The 25,053-nt window shown below is 58.5% G+C and carries 22 protein-coding genes and 1 riboswitch; of the genes, 13 read left to right on the top strand and 9 right to left on the bottom strand.

The features are described 5' to 3' along the window. Positions 1–34: 34 nt before the first annotated feature. The 5 genes from BBB56_RS02580 to pgi form a co-directional block, all read right to left on the bottom strand. On the bottom strand, positions 35–2,125 hold the full coding sequence (locus BBB56_RS02580) for a YjbH domain-containing protein (RefSeq protein ID WP_123798498.1): 2,091 nt from the start codon (positions 2,123–2,125) through the stop codon (positions 35–37). Next, positions 2,125–2,862 carry a capsule biosynthesis GfcC D2 domain-containing protein gene (locus BBB56_RS02575; protein ID WP_123798496.1) on the bottom strand — a complete coding sequence of 246 codons (738 nt, stop codon included), beginning with the start codon at positions 2,860–2,862 and terminating at the stop codon, positions 2,125–2,127. The genes BBB56_RS02580 and BBB56_RS02575 overlap by 1 nt, the downstream gene beginning before the upstream one ends. Continuing rightward, complete coding sequence (locus tag BBB56_RS02570; protein WP_123798494.1) at positions 2,859–3,506, bottom strand: YjbF family lipoprotein; 648 nt, start codon at positions 3,504–3,506, stop codon at positions 2,859–2,861. The genes BBB56_RS02575 and BBB56_RS02570 overlap by 4 nt, the downstream gene beginning before the upstream one ends. 73 nt (positions 3,507–3,579) lie before the next feature. Next, a complete protein-coding gene (gene yjbE / locus BBB56_RS02565) occupies positions 3,580–3,828 on the bottom strand; it encodes an exopolysaccharide production protein YjbE (RefSeq protein ID WP_123798492.1) in 249 nt (82 codons plus the stop codon). A 511-nt stretch (positions 3,829–4,339) separates the two neighbouring features. After that, the gene (pgi, locus tag BBB56_RS02560; RefSeq protein WP_123798490.1) at positions 4,340–5,986 is read right to left on the bottom strand and encodes a glucose-6-phosphate isomerase; all 1,647 of its coding nucleotides are present in this window, start codon (positions 5,984–5,986) and stop codon (positions 4,340–4,342) included. A 352-nt stretch (positions 5,987–6,338) separates the two neighbouring features. Continuing rightward, positions 6,339–6,531: riboswitch (Lysine riboswitch) on the top strand. A gap of 110 nt (positions 6,532–6,641) precedes the next feature. On the opposite strand from pgi, the gene lysC reads away from it, so the two are divergent. Further along, positions 6,642–7,994, top strand: coding sequence for a lysine-sensitive aspartokinase 3 (gene lysC / locus BBB56_RS02555; protein WP_123798488.1), 1,353 nt, complete (start codon positions 6,642–6,644; stop codon positions 7,992–7,994). Positions 7,995–8,234: 240 nt separating this feature from the next. Continuing rightward, positions 8,235–9,152, top strand: a complete 918-nt coding sequence (panS, locus tag BBB56_RS02550; protein WP_123798486.1) for a ketopantoate/pantoate/pantothenate transporter PanS — start codon at positions 8,235–8,237, stop codon at positions 9,150–9,152. 27 nt (positions 9,153–9,179) lie between these two features. Here panS and BBB56_RS02545 read toward each other — a convergent pair whose 3' ends face one another. Continuing rightward, a complete protein-coding gene (locus BBB56_RS02545; protein WP_123798484.1) occupies positions 9,180–10,805 on the bottom strand; it encodes a Na/Pi cotransporter family protein in 1,626 nt (541 codons plus the stop codon). Positions 10,806–11,101: 296 nt separating this feature from the next. On the opposite strand from BBB56_RS02545, the gene psiE reads away from it, so the two are divergent. The 3 genes from psiE (at position 11,102) to ubiA (ending at position 12,987) form a co-directional block, all read left to right on the top strand. Then, on the top strand, positions 11,102–11,512 hold the full coding sequence (gene psiE, locus BBB56_RS02540) for a phosphate-starvation-inducible protein PsiE (protein ID WP_123798482.1): 411 nt from the start codon (positions 11,102–11,104) through the stop codon (positions 11,510–11,512). A 65-nt stretch (positions 11,513–11,577) separates the two neighbouring features. Beyond that, positions 11,578–12,090 carry a chorismate lyase gene (gene ubiC, locus BBB56_RS02535; protein ID WP_123798480.1) on the top strand — a complete coding sequence of 171 codons (513 nt, stop codon included), beginning with the start codon at positions 11,578–11,580 and terminating at the stop codon, positions 12,088–12,090. A 30-nt stretch (positions 12,091–12,120) separates the two neighbouring features. Then, entirely contained in the window at positions 12,121–12,987 is an 867-nt protein-coding gene (ubiA, locus tag BBB56_RS02530) for a 4-hydroxybenzoate octaprenyltransferase (RefSeq protein ID WP_199756185.1), read from the top strand. 83 nt (positions 12,988–13,070) lie between these two features. Here the strand turns inward: ubiA and plsB are convergent, their stop codons facing one another. Beyond that, positions 13,071–15,494 carry a glycerol-3-phosphate 1-O-acyltransferase PlsB gene (gene plsB / locus BBB56_RS02525; protein WP_123798542.1) on the bottom strand — a complete coding sequence of 808 codons (2,424 nt, stop codon included), beginning with the start codon at positions 15,492–15,494 and terminating at the stop codon, positions 13,071–13,073. 126 nt (positions 15,495–15,620) lie between these two features. On the opposite strand from plsB, the gene BBB56_RS02520 reads away from it, so the two are divergent. From BBB56_RS02520 to BBB56_RS02505, 4 genes are all read left to right on the top strand, one after another. After that, positions 15,621–15,989 carry a diacylglycerol kinase gene (locus BBB56_RS02520; protein WP_123798476.1) on the top strand — a complete coding sequence of 123 codons (369 nt, stop codon included), beginning with the start codon at positions 15,621–15,623 and terminating at the stop codon, positions 15,987–15,989. A 106-nt stretch (positions 15,990–16,095) separates the two neighbouring features. After that, positions 16,096–16,710: a transcriptional repressor LexA gene (gene lexA, locus BBB56_RS02515; RefSeq protein WP_033749144.1), complete on the top strand. Its 615-nt coding sequence runs from the start codon at positions 16,096–16,098 to the stop codon at positions 16,708–16,710. Between the two features lie 138 nt (positions 16,711–16,848). After that, entirely contained in the window at positions 16,849–18,171 is a 1,323-nt protein-coding gene (dinF, locus tag BBB56_RS02510; RefSeq protein WP_123798474.1) for an MATE family efflux transporter DinF, read from the top strand. Between the two features lie 179 nt (positions 18,172–18,350). Continuing rightward, the gene (locus tag BBB56_RS02505; protein ID WP_033749146.1) at positions 18,351–18,563 is read left to right on the top strand and encodes a CsbD family protein; all 213 of its coding nucleotides are present in this window, start codon (positions 18,351–18,353) and stop codon (positions 18,561–18,563) included. A 48-nt stretch (positions 18,564–18,611) separates the two neighbouring features. On the opposite strand, the gene zur is transcribed toward BBB56_RS02505, so the two are convergent. Continuing rightward, positions 18,612–19,133 (bottom strand): zinc uptake transcriptional repressor Zur, encoded by a 522-nt coding sequence (gene zur, locus BBB56_RS02500; RefSeq protein WP_123798472.1) that lies wholly within the window; start codon positions 19,131–19,133, stop codon positions 18,612–18,614. Positions 19,134–19,579: 446 nt separating this feature from the next. On the opposite strand from zur, the gene BBB56_RS02495 reads away from it, so the two are divergent. The 3 genes from BBB56_RS02495 (at position 19,580) to pspG (ending at position 22,374) form a co-directional block, all read left to right on the top strand. Then, positions 19,580–20,830 (top strand): conjugal transfer protein TraF, encoded by a 1,251-nt coding sequence (locus tag BBB56_RS02495; RefSeq protein WP_123798470.1) that lies wholly within the window; start codon positions 19,580–19,582, stop codon positions 20,828–20,830. A gap of 107 nt (positions 20,831–20,937) precedes the next feature. Next, on the top strand, positions 20,938–21,933 hold the full coding sequence (gene dusA / locus BBB56_RS02490; RefSeq protein ID WP_123798468.1) for a tRNA dihydrouridine(20/20a) synthase DusA: 996 nt from the start codon (positions 20,938–20,940) through the stop codon (positions 21,931–21,933). 174 nt (positions 21,934–22,107) lie between these two features. Next, a complete protein-coding gene (pspG, locus tag BBB56_RS02485; protein ID WP_123798466.1) occupies positions 22,108–22,374 on the top strand; it encodes an envelope stress response protein PspG in 267 nt (88 codons plus the stop codon). Positions 22,375–22,564: 190 nt separating this feature from the next. Here pspG and BBB56_RS02480 read toward each other — a convergent pair whose 3' ends face one another. Next, on the bottom strand, positions 22,565–23,548 hold the full coding sequence (locus BBB56_RS02480; RefSeq protein WP_123798464.1) for a quinone oxidoreductase: 984 nt from the start codon (positions 23,546–23,548) through the stop codon (positions 22,565–22,567). A gap of 95 nt (positions 23,549–23,643) precedes the next feature. On the opposite strand from BBB56_RS02480, the gene dnaB reads away from it, so the two are divergent. Beyond that, positions 23,644–25,050, top strand: coding sequence for a replicative DNA helicase (dnaB, locus tag BBB56_RS02475; protein ID WP_123798462.1), 1,407 nt, complete (start codon positions 23,644–23,646; stop codon positions 25,048–25,050). The last annotated feature ends 3 nt before the right edge of the window (positions 25,051–25,053 follow it).

Genomic DNA, 25,053 nt, shown 5'->3' with positions numbered 1-25,053 from the left:
GGCGTTACGGCGGCCCGCAGGCCGCCGATGGGGTTTAGTTAAAGCGAGCGTCGCGATCGGACGTCAGATCATAAAGCTGGTATTTACGTCCCAGCATCTGACCGCCGTCGCGCGTCAGCGGCACCCAGTTCACCTGCGCGCGGCCGCGCGTCGGCGTCACGGTAAACAGATCCATTGGAATCGAAATGTAGAAGCCTTTAGTGAACTCGCCTTCGCCGTACTCCTCTGACGACACGTCAGTTTTCGTGGCGTAGACGCCCACCATCACGCCGCTGTCGAAGCGCTTCGACACGTCCAGCGTCACGCCTTTATCCTTCGCCAGATACTGCCCGACGCTCGCTTTCACCAGCAGATCCTGCATAAACCACGGACGCCAGTAGGCGGTAAGATGGCCGGTCGGCGCTTTGTACTGGGTAAACTGCATCATGTTGTCCCAGTCGCGCTGGCGCACGTAGTTGGCATCCAGACCCACGGCCCAGCTGCTGTCGACCGGACGATAGAGCAGCTCGCCGCCGACCCCGCCATACATCGTTTCCAGGTAGCCGCCGTACATCTGACCATACAGGCTGTTGCCGAGGTAGCCCATATAGTTGGCTTGCAGATCGTTGACGTAAACGTTGTTCTCGACATAGTCGCGAATATGGGTGCGCACGCGCGGCAGCGTGGAGTCGGCAGGCGCGCCGTTATAGTTGAATTTGTCGTAGTTATTGGCGATGTTGCCGAACAGGCTACCTCCCACCAGCAGATGATCCGTCAGCCAGTAGTCCAGATTGCCCATCACCCCGACTTGGTACATATAAAAGCTTTCCGGGCCGCCGACCGACTGGTTCAGCACCGGCGACAGGCTGTAGTTAAGCCGCTCTTTGCGAATAAAGAAGCCCTGCTCGGTCTCGCCCGCATCGACCGGGTTTTCGCGCGTCTGGCGCAGCGGCTGCTCGTGGCCCAGCGGATAGCCTTCCAGCTCGCGGTGCAGGCTGCTGACGTCGGTGCGCGTCGTCACCTGCGGCATATTGAAGCGCGACTCCGTGACCTCAATGGTCTCAATGCCCGCCGGCAGATTATTCATGATGATGCGGTTGGCGCGATCGACCCCTTCGCGCGTATCGCGGTATTTGGTCTGCTCGCCGGAGACAAACAGCGTGCTGCCTTTGGTCTGAATGCGCGGCCCGTTCAGCCCGGCGTTATATTTCAGGTCGGACAGCTGGCTGGCGACAACCGTTGGCTCCAGCATCCTGTCCTGCGGATGCGGACGATATTCCGGCTTCGGACTGTCGATATGCGCCTGGCGCAGATCGTTGAAGTTGGTGCGCACCGTTACGCCAAACATAAAGGTATTGCCGCGCTCATAGCTGGCGTTAATGTCCGCCCAGTCGGTCACGCGGTAGATAGCGCCGACGTTAACCTTGCTGCGCTGCTCCAGCCGGCCCGCAAAGTCATCCTGGTAATCGTTGCCTTCATACTCCAGCTTAAGGCGCAGCGGCTGCCACGGCGTCTGATACTCCACGCCGCCAAACAGCGCCGACGGGCCATGAAACATCTGCGAGCCGTTAATCGAACCGGCTTCGCCTGTGCCGGGGCGCTGGCAGTAGCTGTCGCTGTAAGAGCAAAACGGGTTTTTGACGGTGCCGCTGTTGCCAAGATAGCCCCAGCCGAGGCCCAGCGTGAAATCAAAGGGTCCCCAGGCTTTGCTGGCGACCAGGTATTCGCTGTCAAACAGGCCAGTACCGCCAAGATCGCGCGAGCCTAAAGCGACTTCCGGCAGCCAGTAGCTCTCTTTCAGCAGGCGCAGCTTCAGGTCGAACGCCTTATCTTTGTAGCTCTGGTTGCCGCTGAAGCTGTCAACCGCGCTGTAGCGTCGCGTCCGCACGTCGGTATAACGCACCGTGGTTTCCAGCCAGGGAAGCAGCTGCATAGAGGCGGAGTAGTAGCGGTACTGATCGTTATCGCGGAAGTTAAGGCTAAATTCCCCCTCGCGCGCCATGCGTGCGGTTGGCACCTGCAACAGGCCAACGCCGCCGAAGTCAGACTGCGACGGGCCAACCGGGTCGGGAAAAGTCTCGGCCTGCGCCTGACAGGCAGCGGCCACGGAAACAGCCAGCAGGCTGAAAAGAAGCTGTTTATTCATCACTCTGGCACCCGGTGAGTCAGTACGGAAATCATGCGCTGGTTGAGATCGTCATATCCGTCGGGCAGGCTCCAGGCGGAGAAGCCCAGCCAGATAATGCTGCCGGGCGCGACCTCGACATGACGATGGTTCCAGTAGGCCACCGGCACGCGCTGCGTCTCGCCGGAGGGCGCAATCACCGTGACCTCGCTCTTTTCTGCGCCGGAAAGCCGTTCGTGACCGGCCAGATAGCCGCGCACCGTCTGTCCTGGCTGCCAGCTCGTTTTGCCTGCGCCGTGCAGCGCGCCCATCAGCCAGACGCTGGTGGACGGCGGCGTCACATAAAGGTCGTAGTCGCCCTGCAAACGGCGGTTGTCAGCCGGATGCAGGCGGATCCAGTCTGGGTCGAGCGAGACGAACTGGCGGCCCGTCACGCTGACGCTGCTGAGCTGGCGCAGCACTTCGCCGATAGCAGCGGCGCGCTCGCCGCTGCTCTGCGCCTGCCAGGCGCGCAGGTCGTCCAGCGTTTTCCGCTGCTGCTGAAGGGCGGTCGCGCTGGCGCCGCGTTCGGCTATTACTGCGCCGCGCCACCAGACGTCGTTGATCAGCGCCGGCTGAGTAACCACCTGCGCCAGATCCTGCACCTCGCCGAGCGTGGCGCTGCCCTGTGCGGTATGGACCGTGACCTGACCCGCCGCCCACGCGGCGCTGCTGCCAGCCAGCATTAACCCGGCCAGCAAAGAGAGTGTGTTTTTCATGATTTCGCCGGCTTCAGAAGGGTGGTGGCAACAGGAAAGTCGTCGGCAGCCAGCATCTGGCGCGCCTGCACCACGTCGCCGCTGCTGTTATCGACCCAGAAGGTGTTTTCCCACTCGCGGCCCGTGGACTCGATGCGGGCCTGCTCGGTCCAGACGCGACAGGCGACGCGGCGACCCGCCAGCGTCAGCACCTCGTCCGTGCCGCGCACAAAGCGTGAGCTGACGGTGGCGGCGCGCGTTTTGCCGTGCTCGGTCCACTGCACGATGCGCGTCCAGCCTGCGCCATCGCGTAGATGCAGCGCGTCCGCCAGCGGATCCTGCGGCAGATTGCTCACCTGTTGCAGGTTATCCGGCAGACCCAGCGTTTTAACCAGGCGACCATGCTGCGTGACCAGCATGGCGTTATCCTGGGTAATCCACTTCTGCTGGCCGTTTTCGTTGTAGCCGAGCACCACAAAAATCTGCGGGCCGTTATCGATGCGGGCATAAAGGCTGGCGTAGGGCAGATCGGCGATCTGCTGAGGTGTTTTAATGACGTCGTCAGGACCGGAAACCGCCATCATGATGGTCTGTTCCAGCCCTTGTTGCGTCTGCGTGCAGGCCTGCAATAGCAGACAAGCCAGCAAAAAAGAGAGTTGGCGCACTGTGTGTCCCTGTCAAAAATGCCGAAGCAAAAAATAACCACACGAATGTGTGGTTATGTTTAAACGTGCTTTATCAACGAGTGGTGCTCGTTGTGGTCGTGGTTGTTGTACCGGTATTTGCGCCGTCACCGCCGCCAGAGGCAGCGATGCCGACACCGACTAACGCACCCAGCGCACCGATACCGACAGCGGTCGAGGTGCCGGCGGAAATCGCTCCCGCCTGCGCGCCCGCTGCAACACCGGCTTCTTCCGGGGCGGCAAAAGCCACGGAATGTGCTGCGACGTAAAGTACGGCTGCTCCGGCAACCAGGATTTTTTTCATACAACTTGTCCTGCATTGAGTGAATGAAGGATGTACCCGTTTCGGGCGCGTTCAGTATAGGGCAACAAATTACCAGAGTTCAGCGCGCAAAAAAGTGGCCCTGGCGCGCAGCGAATAACGGTTAAAAAGCAGGCCAGACAGCGTTAATCCCTTTTTAATGGGGAAGTTTTATAAAGCGTCAGCATATCTGTCTGGTCTTAAATTAAATGCAAAGCCAATTTCTCTTTTTTATTAATTTCTGGTACGAAAAAGGCGTTATCAGACTTTCCTCAGCGAGAGGGTGGGAGAATTTGATTAAAAATCAATGGAAAAGAGAAAAGGATGGGGAGAATAAGGGCCAGATTAAACCAGAGTGCGAGAGGGATTTTTGCTGCATCTTCAGAGCAATCTCACCCCATTTTAAGAATTACCCCGTGTTGTCTGCGCATGTTTCCGGCAGAAAAACGGCGCATGGCGCACTGCGGCCATAAAAAAGGCGGCCAGATGGCCGCCCTGATGAAACGCGAGGAAATTAGCGCCAGGATTTATAGCGATTAATTAAGCCATTGGTGGAACTGTCATGGCTGGTAATAGCCGCGTTATTTTCCAGCTCAGGCAGAATACGGTTCGCCAGCTGCTTGCCTAACTCCACGCCCCACTGATCGAAGGTGAAGATATTCAGAATCGCGCCCTGGGTGAAGATCTTGTGCTCGTAAAGCGCAATCAGCGCGCCAAGGCTGTAGGGGGTGATTTCACGCAGCAAAATAGAGTTGGTCGGGCGGTTGCCTTCAAACACCTTGAACGGCACGATGTGTGCCACGGCGTCGGCGGATTTACCCGCGTCGGCAAACTCTTTCTCGACGACGTCGCGCGACTTGCCGAACGCCAGCGCTTCGGTCTGGGCAAAGAAGTTGGAAAGCAGCTTCTGGTGATGGTCGGCCAGCGCGTTGTGCGTGATGGCCGGCGCGATAAAGTCACAGGGCACCAGCTTGGTTCCCTGATGGATCAGCTGATAAAACGCGTGCTGGCCGTTGGTGCCCGGTTCGCCCCAGATAATCGGGCCGGTCTGATAATCCACCGGATTGCCGTCGCGATCGACGTATTTCCCGTTAGATTCCATGTTGCCCTGCTGGAAGTAGGCCGCGAAGCGATGCATATACTGATCGTAAGGCAGAATCGCTTCGGTCTCTGCGCCGAAGAAGTTGTTGTACCAGATGCCGATCAGCGCCAGCAGCACCGGCAGGTTCTGTTCGGCCGGCGTGGTGGAGAAGTGCTGATCCATCGCGTGCGCGCCGCTCAGCAGCTGCTCAAAGTTGTCGAAGCCGATAGAAAGAATAATCGACAGGCCAATGGCCGACCACAGAGAGTAGCGTCCCCCGACCCAGTCCCAGAACTCAAACATGTTGGCCGTGTCGATGCCAAACTCGCCAACCGCTTTCGCGTTGGTTGAGAGCGCGGCGAAATGCTTCGCGACATGCTGCTGATCGCCCGCGGTTTTCAGGAACCAGTCGCGCGCGCTGTGGGCGTTGGTCATGGTTTCCTGGGTGGTAAAGGTTTTCGACGCCACCAGGAAGAGCGTGGTTTCCGGGCTGAGGTCTTTCAGGGTTTCCGCGATATGCGTGCCGTCGACGTTAGAGACGAAGTGCATATTCAGGTGGTTCTTATAGGGGCGCAGCGCCTCTGTCACCATAAACGGACCGAGATCCGATCCGCCGATGCCGATATTCACTACGTCGGTAATGGCTTTGCCGGTATAGCCCTTCCACTCGCCGCCGATGATGCGCTCGGAGAAGTGCTTCATCTTCTCCAGCACCGCGTTGACTTCCGGCATCACATCTTTGCCGTCAACCAGGATCGGCGTATTGCTGCGGTTGCGCAGCGCGACGTGCAGCACAGCGCGATCTTCGGTGCGGTTGATCTTCTCGCCGGAGAACATCGATTTGATCGCGCCGCTCAGGTCGGTCTCTTTCGCCAGCGCCTGGAGCTTGTCCAGCGTCTCCTGGGTGATGCGGTTTTTCGAGTAATCCACCAGCATCTGGTCATCAAAGGTGGCGGAGAATTTAGCAAAACGATCGGCATCCTGGGCGAACAGGTCGGCGATCTCCACCGATTTCATCTGTTCAAAATGCTGTTGCAGCGCTTTCCAGGCTGCGGTTTGTGTCGGATTGATATTTTTCATGGCAACACTCTTGTTGATTTAAAAACCGTCATTCCATCGTGGGCGAGCACACCCGTATAGCGTTTCAGTATGACAACAGTACCCACTGAAAGGAAAAATTTTGTCGGCATCGTCATCGCGCGCGGGCGTAAACGTCGTCGATTCCGCGCGGCGACCGGGAATCCGCGGCGGCGATTTTCAGATTAGGCGACGCCTATTGTGCCGCTAAGCCGGTCGGCGAACCTTGTGCCGCATCAGCATAAACCGGGGTGAGGCACGGCATTTAACGCTGAGGGCGCAGCAAATCGTCGACAGACGTAGACAGCAACCTTATGACTCGGTATTTTTATGCGGCTACTTGCGCATCCGTGCGCAAGCCAGAAGAGGCGCGTCGCCCAGGCAGTGTGTTGGAGGAACCGTATCCGGGGATAACACATCAGGGGGAGCGACGCCGAGATGGTCAACATGCGGAGTGTTGTCTGTCGGCTACAGGGGCTGAATCCCCTGGGTTGTCACCAGAGGCGTCCACAGTCGGGCGTTTCGCAAGGTGAAGTGCTTCTGGGTGACTCGTCTCCTGAGCTTGTCTGCCCAATTCTGCTCTTCCCTTGTGCCAAGGCTGATACAATGTCTCCCGTCCCATACACGCGGGAGAAGATAACCTGACACGAGGTCGTACATGTCTCAAACTCTGATCGTGGCGAAATTCGGCGGCACCAGCGTTGCCGATTTCGATGCTATGAACCGCAGCGCCGACGTGGTGCTAACTAACCCTGATACGCGTCTGGTGGTGCTCTCCGCCTCGGCGGGCGTGACCAACCTGCTGGTTTCGCTGGCAGAAGGCCAGGAGCAGGCGCAGCGCGCTTACCTGCTGGACGAGATTCGCCGTATCCAGTATGCCATCGTCGATCGACTGCGAAATCCCGCCGTTATCCGCGACGAAATCGATCGCATGATTGAAAACATCACCATGCTCTCCGACGCCGCCTCGCTGGCGACCTCTAACGCCTTAACCGATGAGCTGGTCAGCCACGGCGAGCTGATGTCGACGCTGCTGTTTGTGGAGATCCTGCGCGAACGTCAGGTGGAGGCGGAGTGGTTCGACGTGCGTAAGGTGATGCGCACCAACGACCGTTTCGGCCGCGCCGAACCGGAAATCGCCACCCTGGCCGAGCAGGCCGCCGCGCTGTTGCAGCCGCGTCTTGCACAGTCGCTGGTGATTACCCAGGGCTTTATCGGCAGCGAGCATAAGGGCCGCACCACTACGCTGGGACGCGGCGGCAGCGACTACACCGCTGCGCTGCTGGGCGAGGCGCTGAAAGCCGCGCGCGTAGACATCTGGACTGATGTGGCGGGCATCTACACCACCGATCCGCGCGTCGTCCCCTCAGCGAAACGCATTGACGACATTACCTTTGAAGAAGCCACCGAGATGGCGATCTTTGGCGCTAAAGTGCTGCATCCGGCAACGCTGCTGCCTGCGGTGCGCAGCGACATCCCGGTATTTGTCGGCTCAAGCAAAGATCCGGCCGCGGGCGGCACCCGTGTGCACCGCGAAACCGCCAACCCGCCGCTGTTCCGCGCGCTGGCGCTGCGTCGTCGTCAGACGCTGCTCACGCTGCACAGCCTGAACATGCTGCACTCGCGCGGCTTCCTTGTGGAGGTGTTCACCATTCTGGCGCGCCACAACATTTCCGTGGATTTGATTACCACTTCAGAAGTGAGCGTGGCGCTGACGCTGGATACCACTGGCTCAACCTCAACCGGCGACAGCCTGTTGACTCAGGCGCTGCTGACGGAGCTGTCGTCGCTGTGCCGCGTTGAAGTGGAAGAGAATCTGGCGCTGGTGGCGCTGATTGGCAACAACCTCTCCAGAGCGCGCGGCGTGGGCAAAGAGGTGTTCGGCACGCTTGAGCCTTTTAACCTGCGTATGATTTGCTACGGCGCCAGCAGCTATAACCTCTGCTTCCTGGTACCGGGCGAAGATGCGGAAAGCGTGGTGCGCGCGCTGCATAAAAATCTGTTCGAGTAAAGATTTGCCCGGCCGGATCGGATCCGGCTGGTGCGATCGACCGCGTTTTAGCGCCTGAAGCAGCGTAATTCCAGCCCGTTATGGCGGATCGGCAGCAGTCGATCCGCATTTTTCCTGTCTGGCCCATCTTGTGATAACGAAATGTTATGATCCCGCTCCGCTGGCGCAACCGTTCCTGCGCCGCGTCTCTCTGTGGCAAAACCGCGAAAAAACACAACATTCAAAGAAGGAAGTCTGGCTATGCTCGCCAAATTAACCCGGCTGTTCCCGCTGTGGGCCGTGCTGCTCTCTGTCGCCGCCTGGTACTCTCCCGGCACCTTTCTCGGCATTGGACCCTGGGTCACCTGGCTGCTAATGCTGATTATGTTTGGCATGGGCGTAACGCTGCATATCGATGATTTTAAACGCGTGCTGGTGCGTCCCGCGCCGGTTATCGCCGGTACGTTTTTGCACTACCTGGTGATGCCGCTCGCCGCCTGGGCGCTGGCGAAGCTGTTTCATATGCCGCCGGATCTCTCTGCGGGCATGATTCTGGTCGGCAGCGTCGCCAGCGGCACCGCCTCCAACGTGATGATCTATCTGGCGAAAGGGGACGTCGCGCTGTCGGTGACCATCTCCTCGGTCTCCGCGCTGGTCGGCGTGATTGCGACGCCGCTGCTGACGCGCTTCTATGTCGATACGCACATTCAGGTGGATGTGGTGGGCATGCTGCTCAGCATCGTGAAAATCGTGGTGATCCCCATTAGCCTGGGGCTGATTATCCACCACAGCTTTAACAAACTGGTGCGCCGCGTAGAGCCGTATTTACCGGCGCTCTCCATGATTTGCATTCTGCTGATCATCAGCGCCGTCGTGGCGGGCAGCCAGGGCTTTATCGGATCGGTTGGCCTGGTGGTGATCGCCGCCGTGGTGCTGCATAACGCGATTGGCCTGCTGGGCGGCTACTGGGGCGGCAAGCTGTTCGGCTTTGACGAATCGACCTGCCGTACGCTGGCGCTGGAAGTGGGCATGCAGAACTCCGGCCTGGCGGCGACGCTGGGCAAGCTCTACTTCTCGCCGCTGGCTGCGCTGCCGGGCGCGCTGTTCTCGGTCTGGCACAACCTTTCAGGTTCGCTGCTGGCAGGCTACTGGTCCGGCAAACCCGTCAGGAAAAAGTAATTAACCGGGGGCGGACGCGCCCCCGTTTTACTCGTAATCCCGCTCGTCGTCCGGCTGCTCCAGCACCGTATAGGCCACGCTGCACAGCAGAGAGTTAAGACGCTTCATATCGCCCAGCAGGCCCAGATGCAGCGAGCTGGTTTCAATGCTCTGCACGTTCTGCTGATGCAAACGCTCGACGTGCGCGTGCGAAAAGCGGCGGATCAGAATGCGGAAGCGATGCTTGGCGCGGCGCAGCCGTTTAGCGCTGGTGATGTCGCGCGACAAAAAAACCGACAGGCTCAGCCGTAAATTCGCCAGCAGCTGCTCATGCAGCGTCTCCAGCTCTTTCAGTCCTTGCGGGGAAAACGCGCGGCGCGGCGTTAACGATTTATCCGCAACGTCACCGCTCATGCGCTCGATAATGTCGCCCGCCTGCTCCAGATTCAGCGACATTTCAATTATTTCGCCCCAGCGGCGCGAGTCCTCCTCTGACAAATCCTCTTTAGGCATACGCGCCAGGTAGAGCTTAATGGCGGTGTAGAGCACATCCACATCATCATCCAGCCGTCGCACCGTGCGCTCTTCGCGTACTTCGCCATGCACCACCTTACTGAACGCTTCCAGCATCAGCTCCAGCACGTCGCCGATGCGCAGCGCCTCGCGCGCGGCGTTAACCAGCGCCAGCGCGGGGGTATCCAGCGCGCTGCGATCCAGATGGCGAGGCTTCACCGTCATATCCGCTTCGGCGTCATCGCGGATCAGGCGTGTACAGAGTCGCGCCATTGGATCGGCGAAGGGCACCATAATCAGGCAGCGGATCAGGTTGTAGAAGACGTGAAAGAAAATGACCAGCTCTTCATCATTAACCGGCAGTTTATCCAGCCAGGGCGCCAGCCAGTTGATAAAGGGCAGGACCGCCAGCGATCCCAGCAGCTTGAAGAGCAGGCTGCCGAGCGCCACCCGCTTGCCTGCGGCGTTAGAGCCGCTGGCGTTCAGCATCGCCAGCAGGCCGCTGCCCAGGTTCGCGCCGATCACCAGGCAGAGCGCGACCTTAAAAGAGATAACGCCTGCGGCGGTTAGCGTGGCGGTAATCAGCACGGCCGCCAGGCTGGAGTAGCTGACAATGGCGAACACCGCGCCGATCAGGGCATCCAGTAAAATATCGCCGGTCAGGCTGGAAAACAGCACCTGCACGCCGGAGGCCTGGGTGATGGGTCTGGCGGCGGCGACAATCAGCTGCAACGCCAGCAGAATCAGGCCAAGCCCGATACTGGCGCGGCCCATCTGCCCAACGCGCGTCTGCTTACGCGACAGAAAAAACACCACGCCGAAAAAGATAAACAGCGGCGACAGCCAGGAGAGATCGAAGGTCAGGATGCGCGCCATGATGGCGGTGCCGACATCGGCGCCCAGCACCACGACCAGCGCAGGCGTCAGTCCCATCAGTTTCTGCGCCACAAAGGAGGTCGCCAGCAGGGTAGTGGCATTGCTGCTCTGGACCAGCGTGGTCACGCCGATGCCGGCCAGAAACGCCATCGGCTTTCTTTCAATGCTGCGGCTAAGCACGCGGCGCAGATCGGCTCCGAAGACGCGCATGATGCCGGAGCGCACGATATGGGTGCCCCACACCAGCAGGGCAACGGCAGAGAGAAGATTAAGCAGGGTTAACACGTCATGCCACTCCACAACCGTCAGGCTAAAAAGCAGCAGAGCGCCAGCCTGACGGAGTGAGCATTCTGCAAAGAGAGTGGTCGAGCGGAGCGCAATTTTTCCTGAATTTTAAGCGACATGGCGCGCTGCCGACCTGTTAACTGTAGCGCAGTCCGCCGGGCGCGGCAGAAATAAAACCCGCTTTATTCAGGCAGGCGCGAGCGACATCACAGCGCGCGGCTCAGGGCTATATTGTGATTTCCATCACATTAAAGCATGATGGCAATTATTTTCTGAGAGTAACTAAAAGGCCAGTCATGAATGTAAAATCCACCGGTGGCCAGATTATCGCCGTGGCGCTGCAATGGGTACTGAATCTGGGACTGCTGGCGCTGGCGGTAATCCTGGCGGTGTTTCTCGGCAAAGAGACGCTGCATCTTGCCAGGGTGCTGCTGAATACCGGCGAGCAGGCTTCTTCTTATCTGCTGATTGAGGGAATTGTCATCTATTTCCTCTACTTCGAGTTTATCGCCCTGATCGTTAAATATTTCCAGTCGGGCTATCACTTTCCGCTGCGCTATTTTGTCTATATCGGCATCACGGCGATTATCCGGCTGATTATCGTCGACCATAAAAATCCCTTCGACACGCTGTGCTATTCCGGCGCTATTTTAATCCTCGTGGTCACGCTGTGGCTGGCGAACAGTAACCGCCTGAAACGCGAATAGCGGCAGGTGTACCCGCCGCGCCTCTGCGCTACACTGTTGCCCTCAAAATTGACGGGAGTGGTGATATGTCGCAAGAGGCGCTTCGCTTATTACGCGCGCTCAACTGGCTGCCGGTAACCCATCCGACGCTGACCGCGCCGCTGCTCGACTGGCTGATGGAGGAGGACTCCATGACGCGTCGCTTCGAGCAGCACTGTCGGCAGGTAACGGTGCGGCCGATACGCGAAGGCTTTATCAACGCCAGTGAACTCAGCGAGGAGAGGGCGCTGTTGCCGGATGACGCGCGTTTCTGGCTGCGTGAAATCGTGCTGTGCGGCGATGACGAACCCTGGCTAATCGGGCGCACGCTGGTGCCGGAGAGCACGCTGAATGGTCCGGAACAGATGCTGCAACAACTGGGTACGCGACCGCTTGGCCGCTATCTGTTCTCCTCTTCCACCCTGAGCCGCGACTTTATTGAGCCTGGCTGCGTGGACGCGCTGTGGGGACGCCGCTCGCGCCTGCGCTTGTCGGGCAAGCCGCTGCTGCTTACCGAACTGTTTCTACCCGCCTCGCCGCTTTATCGCGACCTGGCCTGAGGATAATCGAACGTGCAAAAAACCTTACAGATGAGCAAGTTTCAGGCTTACAGCCGCCTGATGCGCATTGACAAGCCGATCGGCACTTTGCTGCTGCTGTGGCCCACGCTGTGGGCGCTGTGGCTTTCCGGTATGAGCGTGCCGCCGTTATCGGTGCTGGTGGTATTTGTGCTCGGCGTCTTTGTGATGCGCGCGGCGGGCTGCGTCATTAACGACTTTGCCGACCGCAAGGTGGATGGCTTCGTTAAGCGCACCGCAGGGCGTCCGCTGCCGAGCGGCGCGGTCAGCGAAAAAGAGGCGAAGATTCTGTTTGTGCTGCTGGGGCTGCTGGCGTTTGCGCTGGTGCTCACCATGAACCTGATGACGATCCTGCTGTCGCTGGGCGGGCTGGCGCTGGCGTGGTGCTATCCCTTTATGAAGCGCTATACCCATTTGCCGCAGGTGGTGCTGGGCGCGGCGTTCGGCTGGGCGATTCCCATGGCCTGGGCGGCGGTTAGTGAGTCCTTACCACTGGAGTGCTGGCTGGTGTTTCTGGCAAACATCTGCTGGACCGTGGCCTATGACACCCAGTACGCCATGGTCGACCGCGATGACGATATTAAAATCGGCGTGAAATCGACGGCGATTCTGTTTGGCCGCTACGACAAACTGATTATTGGTCTGCTACAGCTGGCGACGCTGGCACTGCTGACGCTGGCGGGGGCGCTGATGCAGCTTAACGCGCTGTTTTACTGGTCGCTGCTGGGGGCCGCCGCGCTGTTTATCTACCAGCAGAAACTGATTGTTCAGCGCGAACGCGACGCCTGCTTCCAGGGCTTTCTGAATAATAACTACGTCGGGCTGGTGATCTTTGTCGGCGTGCTGCTGAATACCCCGCCGTTTAGCCAGCTGTTTTAACGGCCGGCTTCTCAGCGAGCGCTGCTTTCCCGGTAATAAAAAAGGGCGACATCTCTGTCGCCCTTTGCTTTTCGCTGCGGTCATTAGTCGTGTGCGACCGCGCTCTCAATGGTCAGTCGCACATCGCTGGTGATCAGATCCGCCAGGATATGCCAGGTGGCCTGGGTACGCTCAACGTCGGCATCGCCGGTATCGCTGATATAGCCTTCGTCTCGCAGCGTCAGCACCAGAGTGGTAAAGACCGCCTTATCGAAGAACTCCGGCGCATTGATACCGTGCAGCACCGACAGACGCTGCGCCAGCATACGGCTCTCTTTCTCCAGCGTGCCGCGGTTGATGGTCGGCTTCGCGCTAAGGATAGAGAAGGTAATCGCAAAGCGTTGCAGGGTTTCGCGGATACCGGCGGCCAGCAGTTGCAGAGTGCGGTAGCGCGCGGCGGTGTGACGCAATTGCCCGTCCTGAAGGGTGATCAGGCCCTGACGCGCCAGCTCCTGACACAGCGCGCTCAGCAGCGCCGGCAGCGCGTCCATCTCCCAGCGCAGGAACAGCTCGCTTTTCAGCATAGGGTAGATCAGGCGCACCTGGCGCAGCAGTTCGGCCTCGCTGAGGTTCGGATGCTGCTGAATAATGGCGGCGATCAGCGACGGCATCACCAGCATATGGTGGATGTTGTTGCGGTAATAGGTCATCAGCACCGCCTGCTCGCGCGGCAGAATGATGATGTCGCCGATATTATCCTGCTCGGTCTCGAACTTGTTCATGCCCATGGCGTGATCCAGCAGCGCCTCCGCAGAGAGCGGCGGCACCGTGGATTCCGGCGAGTAGGGCACATTGCGCAGCAGCTCGGTATAACACTCAAGCTGCTCAATCAACTGCTCGCGGGTTAGTGAGCGCTGACGTGAGGCAAGCAGCGCCGTCACGCACAGGTTCATGGCGTTGGCCGCGCCCGCTTCATTGATGCGCACCATCAGACGCGCCGCAATATCATTGACCGTGGGCGTCAGCCAGCTGGGACGCTGCGGCTCAATGGGATCGATGGCGTCGCGCCACTCCGGCACCTGCTTATTCAGGTAGTTCACCAGCGGCAGCGGTTCGCCGAAGTTAACATAGCCCTGGCCGAGGTTGCGCAGCTTGCGCAGGCCGCGCACCATCTGCATAAAGCCTTCTTTCTCTTTCGCCGCGCCGCGCAGCTCTTTGGCGTAAGTGCCCACTTCCATTACGTGCTCATAGCCGATATAGATCGGCACCAGCGTAATGGGGCGGTTACCGCCGCGCAGCATCGCCTGTAGCGTCATGGCCAGCGTGCCGGTTTTCGGGTCCAGCAGACGACCGGTACGTGAGCGCCCACCCTCAACAAAATACTCAACCGAGTAGCCCCGGCTGAACAGTTCGCCGAGATATTCGCGGAAGACGGTAGCGTAAAGCTTATTGCCCTTAAAGGTACGACGAATAAAGAAGGCGCCCAGGCGACGGAAAATCGGTCCCGCAGGCCAGAAGTTAAGGTTAATGCCCGCAGCGATGTGCGGCGGCACCAGCCCCTGGTGATAGAGCACATAGGAGAGCAGCAGATAATCCATGTGGCTGCGGTGGCAGGGCACATAGACAATCTCATGGCCATCCTCCGCCAGCTGGCGCACGCGTTCGCCGCCGTTAACATTGATGCCCTGATAGAGACGGCTCCACAGCCAGCCCATCACGCGATCGGTAATGCGGATGGCCTCATAGGAGAAGTCGGCGGCGATCTCTTCCATCATTTCGACGGCGTTTTGCTGCGCCTTCTCGTGAGAGACCTTTTTACTGCGCGCCTCTTCTTCTACCGCTTTCTCAATCGCTTTGGACTGGAGCAGCTTGTTGAACAGATCCTGACGCGCCGGCAGACGCGGCCCGATAGCAGCTAAACGCTGACGAGCGAAGTGAATACGCGCGACGCGCGCCAGCTTCTGCGCGATAGATTTATCGGTGCCGTGCTGCGTCGCCATCCAGCGCAGCGACACGGTGGGCGAAAAGCGCACAAAGCTGTCGCGCCCGTGCCAGAGCGTGGCGAAAAATTTCTCGACGCCGTTCAGCTCGCGCAGGTGCGGCGTATCGTCGCCCTGAACCTCGCGGCCAGGCGCGCGGCCGAACATCACCGATACCGGCAGCATCTGAATATCCAGATGCGGATTATTGCGGTGCAGATCGAGGTATTCATGGAAAATTTTCACCGATTCCGTATTAGGCACGAAATAGGGGAATACGCGTGGACCATCGTGAATAAACACATGGCGTGGCAGCAGCGCGCCGTCAATTTCCAGCGGAATGAGCGGATCGGGCAAATTATGCTTTAAACACTGCTGACGCAGCGTGAGCAAATCCGCCTTGGAATCGTATGGCAGCACGTACATAATCGGCCGCGTTGGATCGAGCCCATGTTCTGAAACGGGATCGGCCGGAATGGCCTTACTCTTTACGAGAATAGAGTGTGGTAAATTCAATAATTTATAATAAAGTTTACGCCAACCTGACATAGACAACATGAAGCCTCTTGTTAGCAAAGCGCCGCAAGCATAACAGAAAGTGCTGCGAAGATCTGTGGGGGGCAAACGCACCCGGCCCACACATTGACGTCAAACAACGAAAAGGGTTCCCTCACAATGGCAAGTAATACCACCGGTTTACTCAGGATTGTCAAAGCGGCCGGCTACTCATGGCAGGGGCTGCGCGCGGCCTGGCAACATGAAGCGGCGTTTCGCCAGGAGGCCACGGCGGCGATTATCGCCATTATCGTCGCCTGCTGGCTGGATGTGGATACCGTGGCGCGCATCCTGATGATCGGTTCGGTGGTGCTGGTCATTATCGTCGAGATCCTTAACAGCGCGATTGAAGCCGTGGTCGACCGCATCGGGCAGGAGCGTCATCCGCTGGCTGGCCGGGCGAAAGACATGGGTTCCGCCGCCGTATTGCTGGCTATCATACTGGCGCTGTTTGTCTGGATCGCCCTGCTCTGGTCGCATTTGCGTTAGGCTTTCCAGAATTGAGCAAAGGCCCGTTATTTCCCTGGCTTTCGGTTTTCATTTCGCCAATACCTGTATATACTCACAGCGACTGTATAAACAACCAGGGGGCGGGATGAAAGCATTAACCACCAGGCAGCAACAGGTTTATGACCTGATTCGCGACCATATCAACCAGACGGGCATGCCGCCAACGCGTGCGGAAATTGCCTCGCAGCTGGGGTTCCGTTCCCCGAATGCCGCCGAAGAGCATCTCAAGGCGCTGGCGCGCAAAGGCGTTATCGAAATCGTTTCTGGCGCATCGCGCGGCATTCGCCTGCTGATGGAAGAAGAAGAGTCTAACGGTCTGCCGTTAATCGGCCGCGTCGCCGCGGGCGAGCCGCTGCTGGCGCAGGAACATATCGAAACCCACTACAAGGTCGATCCCGATCTGTTTAAGCCCTCCGCTGATTTTCTGCTGCGCGTAGCCGGTATGTCGATGAAAGACATCGGTATTATGGACGGCGACCTGCTGGCGGTACACAAGACCCAGGACGTACGTAACGGCCAGGTCGTGGTGGCGCGCATCGATGATGAGGTCACGGTAAAACGCTGGAAGAAACAGGGCACCGTGGTGCACCTGCTGCCAGAAAACAACGACTTCGAACCGATTATCGTCGATACCCGCACGCAGTCGCTGACCGTTGAGGGTCTGGCTGTCGGCGTGGTACGCAACGGCGAGTGGCTCTGACCGGCTGCCTTCAGACGCCCGCTGCGTATTAACGCCGGGCGTCTGAGCGAGCATTTTATCTGCAATCGCGTTTCAGGCAGGTAACACTGCCCTCACCGCGCCCCTCTCTTATTTACGTTTTCAGGCATGGACCGGCTGATGCGTCTCTTTACTGCAAACGATCGACACCTCTGGCGGCTGGCGCTGCCGATGATCCTCTCAAATATCACCGTGCCGCTGCTCGGCCTGGTGGACACGGCTGTTATTGGCCATCTCGATAGCCCGGTCTATCTCGGCGGCGTGGCGATTGGCGCCACGACAACCAGCTTCGTCTTTATGCTGCTGCTGTTCCTGCGTATGAGCACTACCGGCTTTACCGCGCAGGCGTTTGGCGCACGGGACGCGCTGGCGCTGGCGCGTGCGCTGACGCAGCCGCTGCTGATGGCGGTGTGCGCCGGCGTGCTGTTTATCCTGCTGCGCGATCCGCTCAGCTCGCTGGCGGGACGGCTGGCGGGGGGGAATCCGCTGGTGCTGGAGCAGGCGGCGCTTTTTATTCATATCCGCTGGCTCAGCGCGCCCGCGACCCTGGCCAATATGGTTATTCTCGGCTGGCTGCTGGGCGTGCAGTATGCGCGCGCGCCGGTGGTGCTGCTGGTGGTCGGCAACAGCGTCAATATAGCGCTCGATCTCTGGCTGGTGCTCGGCCTGAAGTGGGGCGTGGCGGGAGCGGCCACCGCCACGGCGCTGGCAGAGTACGTCACCCTGGCGGTCGGTCTGATGATGGTGTGGCGGGTGGCGAAGCGACGCGGCATTACCATGACGATGCTGAAAAGGAGCTGGCGCGGCGATGTGAGCCGTCTGCTGCGCCTGAATCGCGACATCATGCTGCGCTCGCTGCTGCTCCAGCTCTGCTTCGCCTCGCTGACGCTGATCGGCGCGCGTCTTGGCCCGGAGGTTGTCGCCGCCAACGCCGTACTGCTGATGTTTATCACCTTTACCGCCTATGCGCTGGATGGCTTTGCCTACGCGGTGGAAGCCGTTTCCGGCGAAGCCTGGGGCGCGCGCGACGGCGACAGGCTGCTGGCTGTCTGGCATGCGGCCTGCCGCCAGGCGGGCCTGGTGGCGCTGGGGTTTGCGCTGATTTATGCCGTAAGCGGCGAATCTATTGTGACCATGCTCACCTCGCTGGCGTCGCTGCGGCAGCAGGTCGATCGCTATCTGATCTGGCAAATCATTCTGCCGCTGGCAGGCGTCTGGTGTTATCTGCTGGACGGGCTGTTTGTCGGCGCCACGCGCGGACGCGAAATGCGCAACAGCATGGCGGTCGCTGCTCTGGGATACTTTGTGACGCTGCTCACTTTGCCCTGGCTGGGCAACCACGGTTTATGGCTGGCGGTGACGGTGTTTCTTGCGCTGCGCGGCCTTTCTCTCTGGTATATCTGGCGGCGGGAATGGCGCTTAAGCCGCTGGTTTAACAGTTAATTAGCCAGACGGCAGCCGCTGACGCACTGAAATCTAAACAGATTATTCTGTAAATATCCGGCAGTTGCCGATTCGTCTACTACAATTAACTTACAACAGCGCGACACAGCAGCGCTTTGTATTGTCGTACTGCCATTACCTGGTGGTATGTAAAACTAAGGATGACGTGGAGGTCTAACATGAATAAAGACGAAGCGAGCGGTAACTGGAAGCAGTTCAAAGGCAAATTTAAAGAAAAATGGGGCAAGCTAACCGACGATGATATGCAGGTTATCGAAGGTAAACGCGATCAGCTTGTCGGCAAAATTCAGGAACGCTACGGTTACGCTAAGGACGAGGCTGAGAAAGAAGTCTCTGACTGGGAAACCCAGAACAAAGACTACCGCTGGTAATCTCCTCGTTCAGGATGCGCCTGAACGATCGGCACAGGGAGGTGCCGCTTACCCTTTTTTCCCGCGCTTTTTCCCGTCGGCTTCATGGTCGTGATCGCAGTTTTCAGGATGCGTACAGGAGGCGACTTCTGCACAGCTAACGCATAGCCCGTGCGCCTCAATCACGCTGTGACGCAGAGCAAAACCTGCTTCGCCCGCCAAATCGCCAATGATTTTCTCCACTCCCTGCGCCTGTTTTTCCGTCACCGCCGCGCAGCGATCGCACACCAGCATGACAGACGTATGCGCAGGCGCTTCAAAGTGATGGCAAACCACATAGCTGTTATTGGATTCCACGCGATGGATAAAGCCCTGTTCCAGCAAAAAATCGAGCGCGCGGTAAACCGTTGGCGGCTTCGCCTGCGGCTCGGTAGCGCGTAGCCTGTCCAGCAGATCGTAGGCGCTGATCGACCCATGTTGCGCCGCCATCAGACGCAGCACCTCGGCGCGCTGTGTGGTCAGGCGCACGCCGCGTTGCAGGCACAGTTTTTCCGCCTGGGTCATGATTTGCTCTGGCGTCATAGTCGACATGGGGATTCTCCGCTGAAAACGAGATGTTATTTTATCACACTAAATGCGCCTGCGCTGAGGTTGCGACGCAAAGTCGGCTCGCCTTGATTTTATTATATTTATCATTCTGTTAAGCGGGATGGTGCTTTGCTTCGGTGCGTTAAGCGCGCGTAACAGGACCATCCTTTGCGAGACAAATAGCAACAAAATGCCCAATTTGCTTTACAACTCACCTGGTTAAGCACTAATGTTCAAGTGGCCTTAAGAAAGCACTGGCCTTACTATCCCTTTTTTACTACCTCGCTAAACAATAAAAACGCCGATTTGTAGCTAAATCATCCAATCCGGCGAATAACAATGCTGTTTCGACTCAATTCACAGCAATGAACCGTTAGCCGCCATTCACAATAGCGCTAACGACAAATTCCGATGATGAATGTTTTCTCGATCGAGGTGATGGCAGACAAATGGCGAACAAAACCACCCGGCGCTCTGCGCTTTTATATACTGCTGTTTTAAATGCGCTTTTTCTCTCTTCTTCCGCAATGGCCGCCGGTACCTGGTATGATGCGCGCAACGACGCGATGGGCGGTACAGGCGTGGCTTCTTCAACCTGGAGTTCGGCGGTGCTGGCAAACCCGGCGCTGATGACGCGGGCTAAGCCGGACGATAACGTCGGCATTATTTTTCCTTCGGCCGGTTTGCAGGTCACCGATAAAGATAAGATGGTTGATAAGGTTGATGACATCAGCGATACCGTCGACCGCTATCGCGACGTGATTAACAACCTGACTTTCACCGACTTACTCAACGGTTATCCGCAGCTCAAAGCGGCGTCAGGCGATGTGGCGAACCAGCTGCGCGATCTGCGCGGCAACAAGGCCAACGGGACGGCAGGCGTCGCGCTGGCCGTCACCGTGCCTGGCGACACCCTGCCGTTCGCCTTTATCACCAAAGCCTACGGCACGGTGCACCTGCGCGCCAACGTCGCCCAGAGCGATATTACCTATCTCGACGGCGTCGCCAACGGCACCATTATTCCTGTGCCGGGCGATCAGAATAACCTGCGTTCCAGCGCAAACGGGCTGGCGGCGCTGATTACTGATTACGGCATTTCGGTGGCGCATGAGTTCAATGTGGCGGGGCATCCGGTTTCGCTGGGCGTCACGCCGAAAATTCAGAAAACCTGGCTCTATAACTATTCGGCCAGCATCTATAACTACGATAAAAACGACCTCAACGGCAGCCGCTATCGTAACGATCAGACCGGCTTTAACATTGATGCCGGTCTGGCGACGCCGCTGAGCGAAAACTGGACGCTGGGCGTGACCGGGCAAAACCTGGTATCGCGTGATTTGCGGACCAAAGAGACCAACGGCTATCGCGACACCTATCAGATCCGTCCGCTGGTGACCTCTGGTCTGTCATGGCAGGGCGGACCGTTCACCGCCGCGCTGGACGTCGATCTCACCGAAACGAAGCGTTTTAAATCGCAGGCAAGCAGTCAGTATGCCGGCATCGGCGGCGAATATCGCGTGCTGGACTGGCTGGCGCTGCGAGCCGGTTATCGCGCGGATATGAAGTCCGCTGATGAAAACGTCGTGACTGCCGGTTTCGGTCTGTCGCCGTTCCACAATGCGGTGCATCTGGATCTGGCCGGGTCGGTAGGCGACAACAACACCTGGGGCGCAATGATGCAGCTTGGGTTTAATTTCTAACCGCTTTCAGCCGGGCATAAACCGGGCGACGCAGAGTCGCCCGGCATACCGTTAATGTGCTATCCTTGCGCAGATTATCATCACCCTTAACGGATTTTCTGCGCTTCATGAGCAACTCTTTCTCTTCGCAACGTTTTTCCATCGCGCCCATGCTCGACTGGACCGATCGCCACTGCCGCTATTTTCACCGTCAGCTTACGGGGGATACCCTGCTGTACACCGAAATGGTCACCACCGGCGCCATCATCCACGGCAAGGGCGACTATCTCGCCTACAGCGAGGCAGAGCATCCGCTTGCCTTGCAGCTTGGCGGTAGCGATCCGGCGGCGCTGGCGCAGTGCGCGAAGCTGGCGGAAGAACGCGGCTACGATGAGGTTAACCTTAACGTCGGCTGTCCCTCCGATCGTGTACAGAATGGCCGCTTCGGCGCCTGTCTGATGGCGGAGGCGTCGCTGGTGGCGGAATGCATCGACGCCATGCGGCAGGTTGTCTCTATCCCGGTTACGGTGAAAACCCGCATCGGCATCGATGAGCAGGACAGCTATGCCTTTTTGACCGACTTTGTTGGCACCGTGGCGCAGCGCGGCGGCTGCGATACCTTTATTATCCACGCGCGTAAAGCCTGGCTTTCCGGTCTGAGTCCTAAAGAGAACCGTGAAATTCCCCCGCTCGACTATCCGCGCGTGTATCAGCTGAAGCGCGATTTTCCACAGCTGACGCTGGCGATTAACGGCGGCGTCAAGTCGCTGGAAGAGGCGAAAACCCACCTGCAACATCTGGATGGCGTCATGATGGGGCGCGAAGCCTATCAAAATCCGGGCCTGCTGGCGCAGGTGGATCCTGAGCTGTTTGGCCGCGATACGCCGGTTGCCGATCCGGTGGCGATTGTGCGCAGCATGTATCCCTATATCGAAGCAGAGCTGGCGAAAGGCACCTACCTCGGCCATATTACGCGCCATATGCTTGGCCTTTTCCAGGGGATCCCCGGCGCGCGTCAGTGGCGTCGCCATCTGAGCGAAAACGCCCACAAACCGGGCGCAGACGTCCGCGTGGTCGAAGCGGCGCTGGCGCTGGTCGCGGATAAAATCCCGCAGGAAGCCTGATTTCCGGCAGCACGGTAAAAACCAGCCTCATGGCTGGTTTTTTTTACGCCAGAAAATAGCGTATTTCACTAAACCAAAAGCGCGCCCGCCAGAGTTATCGCTTAACTATCAGCAAGTTATATTCTGGCACGCTTCTTGTAATAACCAGTCAGAAAAAATATGAGGAGCAACAAGGTGGAAATTTTATTTGTACTGGGCTTTTTCCTGATGCTGCTGGTTACCGGCGTTTCGCTGCTGGGCGTGCTGGCGGCGCTGGCGGTCGCCACAGTCGTGATGTTTGTCGGCGGGCTGTTTGCGATTGTAATCAAATTGTTGCCGTGGCTGGTGCTGGCGCTGGTTATCGCCTGGATCTGTCGCGCCTGCCGTGGCGACGGCGCTGAACGTACCCGTCGCAAGCTGCGTCGCAAAATCAGCAGGTTAGAAAGGCGTCGCGGCTATTAATTGCGGGGACGATCACAGAGTTGCGGATTGCTTATGCTAGATTCGCAATTAAACATATTTTTTACTTATGTTTTCTGTCAGGATGGTCGTCGTTGAGTCGACACGTATTCATCGCCGCTGTCCCTACACCAGCGCGAATGATAAAAAAGCAAAGGGGCTTCCTTCGGGAAGCCCCATTTGCATTCAGGGTTCAGGGGATCAGCAGGCTGGAGCCTTGCGTGCTGCGGCTCTCCAGCGTCTGATGCGCGCGCGCCGCCTCTTGCAGCGGGAATTTCTGCTGTTCCGGCACCTCGACCTTGATGGCGCCGCTGGCCAGCAGCGAGAAGAGATCGTTGCTGGCGTGCTCCAGCTCTTCGCGGTTGGTGATATAGCCGTAGAGTGACGGTCGCGTCACAAACAGCGAACCTTTCTGGTTAAGCACGCTGAGATCGATGCCGGTCACCGGCCCTGAAGCATTACCAAAACTCACCATCAGCCCCTGCCGACGCAGCGAGTCCAGCGACGCTTCCCAGGTATCTTTCCCCACCGAGTCGTAGACTACCGCCACTTTTTTGCCGTTGGTTAACTCGCTGACGCGCTGGGCGATGTTCTCTTCGCGGTAGTTGATGGTGGCCCACGCGCCCGCGGCTTTCGCCAGCGTCGCTTTTTCCGCCGAGCCGACGGTACCGATCAGATGAGCGCCCAGCGCTTTTGCCCACTGACAGGCGATCAGCCCGACGCCGCCGGCTGCCGCGTGAAACAGAAAGGTTTCGTCTGGCTTCACCTGATAGGTCTGGCGCAGCAGATAGTGCACGGTCAGCCCTTTCAGAAAGCTGGCGGCCGCCTGCTCGAAGCTAATGGCGTCCGGTAGCGGCATCAGACGATCTTCAGCTACGTTGTGCAGTTCGCTGTAGGCGCCCAGCGCCGACTGGCAATAGACCACGCGATCGCCCGGCCTGAAGCGGGTGACGCCGCTGCCGACGCGCTTCACGACGCCGGCTGCCTCGGTTCCCAGCCCCGAAGGCAAAGAGGCGACAGGGTAGAGTCCGCTGCGCACATAGGTATCGATATAGTTGATGCCAATCGCCCGGTTTTCCACCTGCACCTCGCGCTCAGCAGGATCGGCGGGATCGACATCTACCCATTGCAACACCTCAGGACCACCCGGCGCGGTGAACTGAATACGCTTTGCCATTTTTACTCCTGTGATTGTTCAACATGAGGCGTGAGAGGCGCGCCGCCATAAGGTATACTGGCGCGTCCCCTCAGAAGATCGGTATTGCATTCACTATGGCAGGAAATAAACCCACCAACAAATCAAACGACACGCCCGACCGGCAGCTGGAAGGTATCAAAATGCCGCCGCATTCCATTGAAGCGGAGCAGTCGGTGCTGGGTGGGTTGATGCTGGACAATGAGCGCTGGGATAACGTCTCAGAGCGCGTTGTGGCCGAAGACTTCTTCAACCGCTCGCACCGTCTGATTTTTTCAGAAATGCAGCGTCTGCTGGAGATGGGGCAGCCCATTGACCTGATTACGCTGTCGGAGTCGCTGGAGACGCGCGGCGAACTGGAGATGGCGGGCGGATTCGCCTACCTGGCGGAGCTGGCGAAAAACACCCCCAGCGCGGCTAACATCGGCGCCTATGCTGACATCGTGCGCGAACGCGCGGTGGTGCGCGAAATGATCTCCGTGGCTAACCAGATTGCCGACGCCGGTTACGATCCTCAGGGCCGCAGCAGCGATGAACTGCTCGACTTTGCCGAATCCAACGTGTTTAAGATCGCCGAAACGCGCGCCAATAAAGACGAAGGGCCGAAGAACATTCAGGAAGTGCTGGAAGCCACGGTGTCGCGCATTGAATCGCTGGTTTCAACGCCGCACGACGGCGTGACCGGCGTGGATACCGGCTATCAGGATTTAAATAAAAAGACCGCGGGCCTACAGCCGTCGGATCTGATCATTGTCGCGGCGCGTCCGTCGATGGGTAAAACCACCTTCGCCATGAACCTGTGCGAAAACGCCGCCATGCTGCACGACAAACCGGTGCTGATCTTCAGTCTGGAAATGCCCAGCGAGCAGCTGATGATGCGTATGCTGGCGTCGCTGTCGCGCGTGGATCAGACGCGCATCCGTACCGGTCAGCTTGACGATGAAGACTGGGCGCGCATCTCCGGCACCATGGGCATCCTGCTGGAGAAGAAGAATATGTATATCGATGACTCTTCCGGCCTGACGCCAACCGAAGTGCGCTCGCGCGCGCGCCGCGTATTCCGCGAAAACGGCGGCCTGAGCATGATTATGATCGACTACCTCCAGCTGATGCGCGTGCCGGCCCTCTCGGATAACCGCACGCTGGAGATCGCCGAGATCTCCCGCTCGCTCAAGGCGCTGGCGAAAGAGCTTAACGTGCCGGTCGTGGCGCTGTCGCAGCTCAACCGCTCGCTGGAGCAGCGCGCCGATAAACGTCCGGTCAACTCGGATCTGCGTGAATCCGGCTCTATCGAGCAGGATGCCGACCTGATTATGTTTATCTACCGCGACGAGGTTTATCACGAAAACAGCGACCTCAAAGGAATTGCCGAGATTATTCTGGGCAAACAGCGTAACGGTCCTATCGGTACGGTGCGCCTGACCTTTAACGGCCAGTGGTCGCGCTTTGATAACTACGCCGGTCCGGCTTACGACGACGAATAACCT

Origin of the sequence: Candidatus Pantoea deserta, from assembly GCF_003813865.1 — a bacterium.
GTDB classification, from domain to species: Bacteria; Pseudomonadota; Gammaproteobacteria; order Enterobacterales; family Enterobacteriaceae; genus Pantoea; species Pantoea deserta.
The sequence above is the reverse complement of the archived record's forward strand: the minus strand, read 5'-3'. Positions and strand labels throughout refer to the sequence as shown.